The organism is Modicisalibacter muralis (assembly GCF_900102945.1).
In the GTDB taxonomy this organism is placed as follows: Bacteria; Pseudomonadota; Gammaproteobacteria; order Pseudomonadales; family Halomonadaceae; genus Modicisalibacter; species Modicisalibacter muralis.
Genome location: NZ_FNGI01000001.1, coordinates 927052 through 938877, shown reverse-complemented (window position 1 = coordinate 938877; position 11826 = coordinate 927052). Strand labels below are relative to the sequence as shown.

At 60.8% G+C, this 11826-nt stretch carries 12 protein-coding genes; 2 read left to right on the top strand and 10 right to left on the bottom strand.

Translation table 11 applies throughout. From position 1 onward, the window contains the following. Position 1: 1 nt before the first annotated feature. From phnG to phnD (BLR92_RS04355), 10 genes are all read right to left on the bottom strand, one after another. Positions 2 to 445, bottom strand: a complete 444-nt coding sequence (phnG, locus tag BLR92_RS04400) for a phosphonate C-P lyase system protein PhnG (RefSeq protein ID WP_089725832.1) — start codon at positions 443 to 445, stop codon at positions 2 to 4. Continuing rightward, positions 442 to 1176, bottom strand: coding sequence for a phosphonate metabolism transcriptional regulator PhnF (gene phnF / locus BLR92_RS04395; RefSeq protein WP_089725830.1), 735 nt, complete (start codon positions 1174 to 1176; stop codon positions 442 to 444). The genes phnG and phnF overlap by 4 nt, the downstream gene beginning before the upstream one ends. Before the next feature lie 26 nt (positions 1177 to 1202). Next, positions 1203 to 2006 (bottom strand): phosphonate ABC transporter, permease protein PhnE, encoded by an 804-nt coding sequence (phnE, locus tag BLR92_RS04390; protein WP_089725828.1) that lies wholly within the window; start codon positions 2004 to 2006, stop codon positions 1203 to 1205. Between the two features lie 67 nt (positions 2007 to 2073). Further along, positions 2074 to 3123, bottom strand: coding sequence for a phosphonate ABC transporter substrate-binding protein (phnD, locus tag BLR92_RS04385; protein WP_089725826.1), 1050 nt, complete (start codon positions 3121 to 3123; stop codon positions 2074 to 2076). Between the two features lie 41 nt (positions 3124 to 3164). Further along, on the bottom strand, positions 3165 to 3992 hold the full coding sequence (gene phnC, locus BLR92_RS04380; RefSeq protein WP_089725824.1) for a phosphonate ABC transporter ATP-binding protein: 828 nt from the start codon (positions 3990 to 3992) through the stop codon (positions 3165 to 3167). 276 nt (positions 3993 to 4268) lie between these two features. After that, entirely contained in the window at positions 4269 to 5930 is a 1662-nt protein-coding gene (locus tag BLR92_RS04375) for an amidohydrolase (protein WP_089725822.1), read from the bottom strand. Positions 5931 to 6448: 518 nt separating this feature from the next. Then, a complete protein-coding gene (phnE, locus tag BLR92_RS04370) occupies positions 6449 to 7249 on the bottom strand; it encodes a phosphonate ABC transporter, permease protein PhnE (protein WP_089725820.1) in 801 nt (266 codons plus the stop codon). Then, positions 7246 to 8049, bottom strand: a complete 804-nt coding sequence (phnE, locus tag BLR92_RS04365; protein ID WP_089725815.1) for a phosphonate ABC transporter, permease protein PhnE — start codon at positions 8047 to 8049, stop codon at positions 7246 to 7248. The genes phnE (BLR92_RS04370) and phnE (BLR92_RS04365) overlap by 4 nt, the downstream gene beginning before the upstream one ends. Continuing rightward, a complete protein-coding gene (gene phnC, locus BLR92_RS04360) occupies positions 8046 to 8837 on the bottom strand; it encodes a phosphonate ABC transporter ATP-binding protein (protein WP_089725813.1) in 792 nt (263 codons plus the stop codon). The genes phnE (BLR92_RS04365) and phnC (BLR92_RS04360) overlap by 4 nt, the downstream gene beginning before the upstream one ends. Positions 8838 to 8912: 75 nt before the next feature. Continuing rightward, entirely contained in the window at positions 8913 to 9914 is a 1002-nt protein-coding gene (phnD, locus tag BLR92_RS04355) for a phosphate/phosphite/phosphonate ABC transporter substrate-binding protein (RefSeq protein ID WP_089725811.1), read from the bottom strand. Between the two features lie 185 nt (positions 9915 to 10099). On the opposite strand from phnD (BLR92_RS04355), the gene BLR92_RS04350 reads away from it, so the two are divergent. Then, positions 10100 to 10942 (top strand): DeoR/GlpR family DNA-binding transcription regulator, encoded by an 843-nt coding sequence (locus BLR92_RS04350; RefSeq protein ID WP_089725809.1) that lies wholly within the window; start codon positions 10100 to 10102, stop codon positions 10940 to 10942. Next, entirely contained in the window at positions 10939 to 11748 is an 810-nt protein-coding gene (locus BLR92_RS04345; protein WP_089725807.1) for an HAD family hydrolase, read from the top strand. Before BLR92_RS04350 ends, BLR92_RS04345 begins: the two co-directional genes overlap by 4 nt. Positions 11749 to 11826 lie beyond the last annotated feature (78 nt).

Genomic DNA, 11826 nt, shown 5'->3' with positions numbered 1-11826 from the left:
CTCATTCCCCTCTTACCAGGGTGAAGAAATCAACGCGAGTGGCGGCCACCTCGCGCGAGTTCTGTTGCTCGCGAGCCTGTCGCTCGCTATACAGCGAGGCGATCAGTTCGTCGATGCGCTCTCGAAAGCGTTCGTGCTGGGCGCAGGCATCGATCATTGCAATCAGCTCGGCATGGCGGTGATCGCGGCCACTCACCCAGCCATGCCCCAGCAAACCAGAGCCAACGGTGCCGTCATCCAAGACCACGCTGGCACGAGTCAGGGTCATTTCGCCGAGGTTGAAGGCGTTGCCGGTGCCTCCCATGCGACCGCGCACCATGGCCATGCCGGTTTGCGGGCCGCGCACGCAGCGGTGGTTTTCGCGTATATCGAGCGAGGCCCAGCCGGCTTCGAGCCGCTCGCGGGGGGTTAACGCCAGCACGCGCTGGCGGTGAGGTCGGGTCATGGGGCGTCCTCGTTGGAATGGAAATCGACGTGATAGGCTAGGCGGTCGGTGCGCGCGCGGCCGACCGAGATTTCCACCAGCGAGCCCGCGGCATCGACGTTATCGCTGGTGAGTTGCAGCAGTGGGGCGTTCAGCGGGCATTGCAGCAATCGGGTGTCGTCGCGGTTGGCGCTACCCGCTTCGATGCGCACGCGGCGTCGATACAGGCGCAGGCCGTAATGCTGGTTGAGCAGGGCGCGAGTCGAGCCGCCGCGATAGCGATCCAGCCAGCCAGGCACGCGGTGCTCGTCGAACCAGTGACGCAACAGCAGCACCGGGGCATCGTCGACATGGCGCAGGGTGTCGACGCACAGCAACGGCTCGCCGGGACGACGTCCGAAACGCTGGGCGATAGCCTCGGGCGGCTCACGCAGGCCTTGTTCGAGACAACGCGCCTGCGCGGCGATGCCAAGCTCTGCCAGATTTTGCGTGACTTTGCTGCTGGCGGTGACGGCGTAATCGAGCCGGCGGTCGACGACCAGGGTGCCGCGTCCTTGGTGACGCGTGACCATGCCAGCCGCGACCAATTCGTCCAGCGCGCGCCGTATGGTGTGGCGGTTGACGCCGAAGCGCTTGGCCAGCAGCGCCTCGGCGGGTAGCAATTCGCCGGGCCGGTAATCGGCACGAACCTCGCGGGCCAGGGTGTCGGCCAGGGCCAAGTAGCGTGGTGAGCGAGTGAGTTGTCTAGACATCTTTGCTCCCGAAAAAACCAAGCACTTCAGATGAAGCGCTTGCGCACGAACTGCGAAGCCATGTCGAGCAACGTCACCGCGACGATGATCACCAGCATGATCGTGGCGGTCTCGGCGTACTGGAATCCGCGCATGGTCACCCACAACGAGACGCCGATGCCGCCGGCGCCAACCATGCCGAGCACGGTGGCCGAGCGGATGTTCGACTCGAAGCGGTACAGGCTCACCGAGATCCACAGCGGCAGCACCTGGGGTATCAAGCCGAACACGATTTCCTCGATACGCCCGGCGCCGGTGACACGAATGCCTTCCATTGGCCCGGCCTCGGTGGCTTCCACCGCTTCCGAAAACAGCTTGGCCAACACCCCCGTGGTATGGATAAACAGCGCCATGGTGCCGGCGAAGGGGCCGAGCCCGACGGCGACCACGAACAGCATGGCGAAGACCAGCTCGTTGATGGCGCGGCAGGCGTCCATCAAGCGGCGTATCGGCTGATAGATCCACCAGGGCACCAGGTTCTCGGAACTGAGCAGGCCGCAAGGGATGGCAAAGACGACCGCCAGCAGCGTGCCCCAGATGGCGATCTGGATGGTCACCAGCATCTGGTCGATGTAATGCGCGATGTTGCCGAAATTCGGCGGTACGAAATCGCCGGCCAGAACCAGCATGTTGTCGGCATTTTCGATCAGCAGACCGGGCCGCATGCCGGTGCCTTGCCAGGCCCAGCTCAGCACCCCAAGGGCCACGGCCCAACCGGCCAGCGTGCGCCAATGGCGTTTGCCGTGCTTGTCGATCCCTGCCGTGGTCATCGAAGGCGTCTGCGTATTCATGGCGTCTCCAGACACAGGGCCGGGTGGCCCTGTGCGTTATGCAGGTTGAGAGCGTCAGTGGGATGCATCACTGGGTGACCATCGCCGTGGTGTTATCGGCGTTGTCGGCGGATCGAGCCTGAGCGGCTTCGTAAGCTTCGAGGCGCTTGTCGAGACTGGCGAGCTTGACGTCCAATTCCTCGAGCTTTTGTTGCTTGTCGGCGGTGGCAAGCGTCGCGTCGTTGGCAATCTGGGCACGCTGCTTGAAGAGCTCGAGCTGGCGAATCGGCAGCAACTGATCGTCGGTCGAGGCTTGGAAACCGTCCCATTGCAGCGCGGCGAGAATTTCCTGCTCGTCGGCGTCATCGCCGTAAGCCATGAAGAACTCACGCATCTCGGCCTTGATGCCCTCGGGCAGATTCTCGCGCCATACCAACGGGTCGGAAGGAATCAATGGCGACTTCCAGATCACCCGCAACTGTTCGGCCTTGTCAGGATGGGTCTGCTCCAGGCGCGCCATGCTCTCGGTATTGAAGGTGGCGACATCGACCATCTTGTTGGCGATCGAGAGGGCGTTGGTCTCGTGATTGGAATTCAGCGTACGCGCGAAGGCCTCGGTCGGGTCGATGCCGCGCTTGGCGAAGATGTAATAACCCGGCACCAGGTAGCCGGAGGTGGAGTTCGGGTCGCCGTTGCCGAACGTCAGTTCGCCGGCATCCTTCAGCATTTCGTCGACGCTCTGGTAGGGGCTGTCCTGGTGGACGATCATCAGGCTCCAGTAACCGGGCTGGCCGCCTTCGGCCACGGTCTGGGCGAAGATCTCGCCACCGGCGCGATCGACCGCTTCCATGGCCGATTTGTTGCCGTACCAGGCCAGGTCGATCTTGTCGAAGCGCATCGCCTGGATCACTGCCGCGTAATCGGTAGCGTAGAACGGCTTGACCTCGACACCCAACTGCTCGGACATGTCGGCGAGGAACGGCTCCCACATCGGCGCCTGGTTGGAACTCGATTCGGTGGAAATGATGCCGAAATTGAGCGTATTGATCTGTTCCTCGGCGATGACAGACTGGCTGCCCAGCAGGCTCAGGCCGGTAATCAGCGGCAATGTCAGGCGGCGTAAGTTGCGTGCGTTCATGGGTCTCGCTCCTTGGTACGATGGTGATGGATTAAGGGCGACTAGCCGGCTACGCGCAGTGCCGTTGGGGCGCTGGCCGGGAAGCGACTTTCGTGGGGCTTGTCGAGTTCAGCGTTGGCGTAGAGATAGGCGAGGCGGATGTCGGTCAACTGATCGATGGGGCCATCGAAGTACACCTGGCCATGTTTCAGGGCAATGGCGCGCTGACAATAATCGCGGGCGTAATCGACCTGATGCAGCGAGACGACGATGGTGCGGCCGTCTTCTTCATTGATACGTTGCAGGGTGTCCATGACCTCGCGGGCGCTGCGTGGGTCGAGTGAAGCGATGGGTTCATCGGCGAGGATGATATCGGCGTCCTGCATCAGCACGCGGGCGATGGCGACGCGCTGCATCTGCCCGCCCGACAGGGTATTGGCGCGCTGATGGGCGAGTTCTTCCAACCCCACGCGCTTTAGCGAGCGCAGCGCCATCTCGTGTTCTTCGGGCGTGAAGCGACCGATCAAGGCTCGCCAACGTGGCATGCAGCCCAAGCGGCCGATCAGCACGTTGGTCATCACGCTGAGCCGGCCGACCAGATTGAACTGCTGGAAGATGTAGCCGGTGCGGCACCGTTGCGCACGCGAGCCACGCGCCAACCGGCCGCGCCGTTGAATGCAACGATCCATGACGGTGACGCGGCTATCGCTATGGCGATTGGCCTTGGTGAGACCCACCAGATGACGCAACAGCGTGGATTTACCCGACCCCGATGGGCCGACCAGCGCAACCCGTTCGCCGGCGCGTATTTCGAAGCCGACGTCTTGCAGCACCGGGCTATGGCCGAAGGTCTTGCTGAGATGTTCTACCGCGATGGTGGTGAGCGACATAACGCCTCCTTTATCGATAGGCGCTAGTCTCGCGGTGTCAGGTTAACGTTAGTTGTCTAGACAATGGCAGTTGGATGAAATTTTCGCCGGATTGCGATGCACTGGGCAGTGCATCGTTTGAGAAGAGGCATTAAAATCAATGGGTTAGACTTTCGTGTCATGCCGGTGACATGCGATTGTCATGAGATCAGAACTGCCGCCGGGCTTATTCATGCACGTTCGAGACGTTGAACCTGAGATGAGCAAATAGCCCGGCGAGCAGTGATTTATCGAGCGTTACTGATCGCGGGAATAGACGCGTTCACCGTTAATCCAGGTTTCCAATACCTGGGTTTGCCAGAGGTCGTCCGGGTCTGTGCGAATGATATCGGTATCCACCAGAACGAAGTCGGCCCACTGGCCGGGCATCAGCCCACCCAAGCTGTCTTCCTGGTGCGCCGCGTAGGCCGCATCGAGCGTGAAGGCGCGCAGCGCTTCGGTGGCGGTGAGTTTCTGGCCGGGTCGCCAACCGCCCTCGGGTTGGCCATCGCGATCCTCTCGCGTCACGGCGGCATGTATTCCATAGAAGGGATTGGCCGGCTCGACCGGAAAATCGGAGCCCGCGGCGATGCGACTGCCGGTATCCATGAAGAAGCGCCAGGCATAAGCGCCGGCAAGACGTTCCTGACCGAGGCGGTCGCCGGCCATGTTCTTGTCGCTGGTGGCATGGGTGGGCTGCATCGAGGGAATGATGCCAAGCTCTGAGAAGCGTGGGATGTCATCGACGTTGACGACCTGGGCATGTTCGACACGATGGCGTAGCTTACGACTCTGCGGATTTTTCTCGACGTTCTTTGCGTAAATGTCCAACGCGATGCGATTGGCGCGATCGCCGATCGCATGCATGTTGGCCTGAAAGCCATGCTGGCTGGCCTTGTCGACAAGCGCCTGTAGCGCTTGCTTGTCTTGAAGCACCAGACCGCTGTAGCCGGGGCGATCGTTATAGGGTTCGAGCAGGGCCGCGCCCCGGCTGCCCAGGGCACCATCCACATAGATCTTGACGCTGCGAATGTCGAGCCAGTCTTCGGGGTCGTCCTGGGGACCTTTCTGGAGCAGTTCGTCGAGCTTCGGGTCGTCGACCGAAATCATCGGATAGAGCCTGATGCCCAGTTGATCCGCTTCGGCGCGCGAACGATAAAGCGCGAGTTCGCGTGCGCTCGCGCCGGCATCGTGCACGCTGGTGATGCCGACTTCCTGCAGGTGGGCGATGGCGGTATCGAACGCTTTGGCCATTTCCGCGTCGCTGCGCTCGGGAATATGCTGAGTAATCAGGCGCTCAGCGTTATCGATGAACACACCGGTCGGCTCTCCCGACCCATCGCGAATGATCTTTCCCCCCTCGGGAGCCTGGGTATCGGCGTCGATGCCCGCCAGTTCCATGGCCTTGCTGTTGACCCATATCGCATGGCCATCCACGCGGCTGAGGATGACCGGGCGATCGGCTATCACTGCGTCCAGCGCCTCGGCGGTGGGAAATTTCTGCCCTTCCCATAACACCTGGTTCCAGCCTCTGCCACGAATCCATTCGAGGTCGGGGTTTTGCGCGGCAAACTCGGCAACCTTCTGGGCACTCTGGTCAGCCGACTCGATATTGCGCAGATCCACTTCCAGCAGGCTGTAGCCAAGGCCCATCAAATGGCCGTGTGCATCGATGAGGCCGGGTAGCAGTGTCTTGCCATCGGCATCGATAACGGTTTTGGCATTGGGATAATCCGAGGCCAATGCCTGATCGCCCCGGGCGATGACCTTGCCATCCTCGAATACCAGGGTAGAAAAGGTCACGAGTTGGCGATGGGTATCGAACCCGTAGCCGTTGGCGTCGCGGATTATGGTGGTGTCGGCGTGGGTGCTCATGCTGGCGCTGGCAATGGATATACAAAGCAGGGCTTTCTTGAACATGGGTGTCCTTTCCTTGTCGTTATTTCAAGACGTGCGGGCAACGCTCGCCACCATTGCGGTGGTTAATATTAGCGTTCGCTTTAGCGTAGCAGCCGACCTTGGCGCCAGCTAGAGCAATATTTATGAAATGTGTGGTGAGGTTTGGTGCTCGTTTTGCGGATATCAAAGCCAAATAGGAAGGCGGGATGATAAGGGTGAAATTCAGGGACGGAAGATGGCGATCTCCAAGCCATCGATATGACGATAATGACGATCGTTGGCGGTGATTATTACTAGGACGAGTGTCTTGACTGCCGCAAAAAGCGAACCTGGTCATCGACCGAACTCTGATGGTCTTGCCATAAACCGAAAGCGGAGTTGCGTTTCCCCGCATGGTTGAGAATGACCTTTTCGCCTCGGCCAATGGCCGACATAAGCGATCGCATACGCGAATGGCGGGTTTTGTTCATAATTTTCATGGCGGGGCTCCCACGAGATGTTTCAAAGTTACTCGTGGGAGCGAGCAGTAACAAGTAATCCTAGATCGCCTTCTTGCGCAGCCACGCGGCGATGGCTTCGCCGGCGATCACCAGCACGATGATGGCGATCAGCACGGTGGCGACGGTGCGCCAGTCGAGCGTGTTGATGGCGCCTTGCAGGATGACACCGATACCGCCGGCGCCGACCAGCCCGAGCACCGTGGATTCGCGAAGGTTGATATCCCAGCGCAACACGCTGACGGCGAAGAAGGTCGGAATCACCTGCGGCACGATGGCGTACAGCACCACCTTGGCATGCGAGGCACCGGTGGCCTCCAGCGCCTCGACCGGGCGTTGGTCGATTTCCTCGATGGCTTCGCCGATCAGCTTGCCGAGAAAGCCCAGCGAGCGAAACATGATGGCGATGATGCCCGCCAGCACGCCGGGCCCGAAGATGGCTACGAACAGCAGCGCCCAGATCAGCGTATTCACCGAGCGGCTGGAGACTAGGATGAAGCGACCGAGCCACAGCGTGGCGCGGTTGGGCGTGGTGTTCTGGGCGGCAATGTAGGCGATCGGCAATGACACGACCACCGCGATGAACGTCGCGATGGTGGCAATGTTTAGGGTCTCGATGAGTGCCCAGACGATCTTGTCCAGACTCGAGAAATCGGGCGGTACCATGCGGCTGAACAGATCGCCGATCTGGGCGGGGGCGTCCCAGACCCAAGGCCAGATGATGTCGATGGTGGAAAGCGACCAGCTTACCGCCAGCACGACGGTGGCCGTGATGGCCAGACGAGTCCAGCGTTGGCGGCTGGTATAACGCGACCAGGCGCGATCGGCAACGGTTGGTTTCACCAGATATTCCTCCGAATACGGCCACTGATGGCTTCGACGACCAGAATGACCGCGATGATCACCAGAGTGATGGCCAGCGCGAAGGCGTAATCGTAGCGACCGAAGGCGTTCATCAGCGTCGCGCCGATGCCACCTGCGCCGACGATGCCGACCACCGCCGAGGCGCGTAGATTGCTGTCCAGTTGATACATGGCGAGTCCGATCTGACGTGGCATGATCTGCGGCAATACGGCGAACTGCAGCACCGCGACATAGCGCGTGCCGCTACTGCGCAACGCTTCCACCTGCCCCCAGTCGATCTCCTCGATGCGTTCGGCGAGCATCTTGGCGACGAAGCCGATGGAGTAGATGGTCAGCGTGAGAACACCCGCGATTGGGCCGAAACCGACGGCCTTGACGAACAGGATCGCCACGATCACCGGGTGGAAGCTGCGCGCGGTAATGATCAAACCGCGACCGAGCAGATAAATCGGCTTGGCAGCGATATTGCGCGCCGCCATGAAGGCGATGGGTACACTTAGCGCGAGTCCCAGCAGCGTCGCGAGAATCGCGATCTTGAAGCTCTCCAGCAGCCCCTCGATCAACAGTTCGCTACGTTCGAAACTGGGCGGAAACGCACCGGAGAAGATGCGCTGGGCGCGTGACATGCCTTCCTGAATGCGTGCCCAGTCGAAGGGCAGGGTATATAGCGCCCAGACGGCATAGACGACGCAGCCGATCAGTATTCCCCAACGCAGTAACGGGTTGGTGATAAACGGTGGCTTGCGCCAGTGGCGAGAGGAGGGGGTGGCGGTGCTCATTGGGTCACCGCACGCGTGAAGGCGGCGCCGGTATCCTCGCGCTCGTCTGACGGGGTGCCGCTGTAGACGGCGTCCATGGCGTCGTCGTCCAGATCGCTGGGCTTACCGTCGAAGATCAGCCGGCCAAAGCGCATGCCGACGATGCGGCGCGTGAATTCCTTGGCTTCGGCGACATTGTGGATGTTGATCAGCACCGGCAGCTTGAGCTCGTCTGCCAGGTTCTGCAGCAATTCCATGATCTGCCGCGAGCTGACCGGGTCCAGCGACGCGGTGGGCTCGTCGGCGAGCAGAATTTCGGGATTTTGCATCAAGGCTCGTACCACGCCGACACGCTGGCGCTCGCCGCCCGAGAGTTCGTCGGCGCGCTTGTTGGCATACTTGGCGATGCCCACGCGCTCCATCAAGTGGAAGGCGCGCTCGATATCTTCGGCGGGGTAGCGGCGCAGCGCGGCACGCCAGTAAGGAATGTAGCCCAGCCGACCGCACTGCACGTTCTCCATGACCGTGAGTCGGTCCACCAGGTTGAAGCCCTGGAAAATCATGCCGATACGACGCCGCGATTTACGCAGCTCGTCGCGCTTGAGGGTCGTGAGTTCCTGGCCGTTCAGTTCGATACTGCCCGAGGTTGGCTCGACCAAACGGTTGATGCAGCGTAGCAGGGTACTCTTGCCGGCTCCCGAGGCACCGATGATCGATACCAGCGATTCGTCCGGAACCTCGAGATTGAGATCCTTGAGCACCGGCTCGCCGTTGCCGTATCGCTTGATCAGATGGGTTATGCGCAACATGGAAGATCTATCTCCTCGGGCATTGCCGCCCTTGCCGACGATTTATAGGGTCGCCGGCAGGGCGGGACAGGGCGTCTATTCGATGTTTTCTTTGGTGTAGGTGACGCCGTTGGCCTCTTGTATGTCACGAATGACTTCCCAATCTTCCTTATAGGTGATCGGGACGAACTGCGTGACCCCGGAGAACTCCTCGCCCAACGCGGTGCCTTCCAGCTCGAAGGTCATGAACGCCTCTTCGATTTTCTCTTGTAGCTCGGGCGCCAGATTGTGAGCGTAGGTGTAGGACGTGGTCGGAAAGGACTTCGACTCGTAGACGATCTTGAGCTTGCTGGGATCGATGACATCGCGATCGATCATGCGATCGACGACTTCCGAGGCGACCGGTGCGGCATCGTAATCGCCGGCGGCCACGCCGAGGATCGATTGGTCATGCGAGCCGGAATAGACGACCTCATAATCTTCGCCCGGCACGATTCCCTCCTTCGGGAACAGCGCGCGCGGCGCCTGGTTGCCGGAGTTGGAGGTCGGCGAGGTATGCGCCACGCGCTTGCCCTTCAAGTCCTTGATGCTGTCGATGCCGCTGTCCTTGCGCGTATAGAGCTGGAGCTTGTAGCCGAACTCGCCGTCGCCCGTGCCCATGATGGCGAAGGGCACCGCGCCGGCCAGGTTGACAGCGAACGGCGTGGGGCCAGTCGAGAAGCCGGCGATGTGCAGACGCCCGCTGCGCATGGCTTCGATCTGTGCGGCATTCGACTGTACGGCGAAGAAACGCACGTCCTTACCCGTGACCTCTTCCACGTGTTCGATGAACGGCGCCCAGATATCCGCGTAGATCGAAGGGTCGGTGACGGGGGTATAGGCGAACACCAGGGTGTCCGGATTGACCACCTTGTCCGGATCGGTCGGTGTATCGGCAACGAGATCGCCATTCTTGTCGCAGTAGCCCTTGGCCAGGTCGCCGTTGTCGGTACATTCGGCGGCATTGGCGGTGGCCAGCGGCAATAGCGTGGCGGCGAGTAGGGTGCCCAGCGTGAGTCGCAGAGGGCGATTGAACAGACGCTCGTTAGAAACCTGCATGGTAGTGGCTCCTTCCATTCCCCTGGCTGTGTTTGTTTTCGAATTGGGGTGGATACTTATTGAGATTAAGCATTAAAGTTGGTTTTCACAACAGTTTTGGGTCAAAATGTTGCCAACGGAAAGCAATAATGTTGTTAAAGCAACATTTCACACCCTGATGTCCATCGTGCCGAGGCTGCAATGCCATGACTCGACGACCGCGCAAGGACGAACGACGCGCCCACATCCTGGAGGCGCTGCGCTATACGCCGCATCTGCGCATCGCGTCGCTCGCCGAGCGCTTTGGCGTGACCACCGAAACCGTGCGTCGCGATCTCGATGCCTTGAGCACGATGGGCTTGGTGGATCGAGCGCATGGTGGCGCCGTGGCGCGGCCGATGGGCGTGCAGCCGTCGATATCCGAGCGCGAGCAATCGACGGTCAACGAGCGACGACGTATCGCGGCGGCGGCGGCAGGGCTGGTCTCGCCGGGTCAGGTAATCATGATCGATGCCGGCTCGACGACCACGCAGTTGGCCTGGCAGTTGAGTGCCAATGGCGATGCGCTGACGGCAATTACCAATAGCTACCCGGTTGCCGCGGCACTCGCGCCTTCCATGATGCGTATCATCGTCTGTCCCGGCGAATTCAACGGACACGAAGGTGGCGTGTTCGGTCAGGACACCACGGAATTTCTCAAGCGCTTTCATGCCAATATCGCCTTTATCGGCGCCAGCGGGCTCTCCGCGGGGGGTATTACCGACGTCAATCGCGAAGCGGCGTGGGTCAAGCGGACGATGATCGAACGCTGCGAAACCACCTATTTATTGGTCGATCACACCAAGTTCAGCGTGCATGTCCTCGAAGTCGTGGCATCGCTGGATAGCCTGGATGGACTGATCACCGACAGACCGCCCCCCGCGCCGTTGGAGCACGTCCTGAAGAAGGCGGGCGTCACCGTGCATATCGCACCAGAGACTCAAGCAGCGGATTACGACCTGCTGCTGGGCGCCAATGACAACGCGCCGCTGCGCGAGGAGAAAACATGAGTCGTTTCGCCGATGCCGATCCTCGGCTATTGGGTCATGTCGATATCGTGCTCACCGATGTCGACGATACGCTGACACGCCATGGCAAGCTTTCACCGTCCACGCTGGATGCCATGGCTCGGCTGATGGATGCCGGTATCCGCGTGATTCCGGTGACTGGCGGCTGCGCCGGCTGGTGCGACCATATCGTGCGCGCCTGGCCGGTGACCGCGATCATCGGCGAGAGTGGCGCGTTTCGCTTCAGGATGTCGTCCAAGGGGAGTCTCGAGCAGCGCTTCGTGCGCCCGTTGGCCGAGTTACGAGACGAACAACAAGCGCTTTTGCGAATCGCCGCGCAGGCTCTGCAACGAGTGCCGGCGGCAAGCCTGGCTGCCGATCAACCCTACCGATTGGCGGATGTCGCCGTCGATCACGCCCAGGATGTCGGCCCATTGGCAGGGGAGCAGGTGGCATCGATTATTGAGGTGTTTCGTACTTCCGGCGCCCACGCTCGGGCCAGCTCGATCCACGTCAACGCCTGGTTCGGCGATCACGACAAGGCGACCATGGCCGCGCGGTTGCTCAGCGAGGATCTTGAATTGTCGGCCTCGGCCCAGGCGCAACGCGTGTTGTTCATTGGCGATGCCCCCAACGATGAGTCGCTGTTCCGCGCCTACCCACTGAGTGTCGGCGTCGCCAATATCAAGCCGCATCTGGAAACCTTGGCACACGGCCCGCGCTGGCTGTGCGATGCCAGTCATGGCGAAGGCTTTAGCGAGATGGCGAATCGGCTATTGGCGGTGCGTCAGGAAGTGATGCTGCCGTGAATTATTAATGCATTGAGAAGGCATTCCGAATACGAGCGGGCAAGTTGCAATCGGTAGGAAATGATTTATGATTGCAAA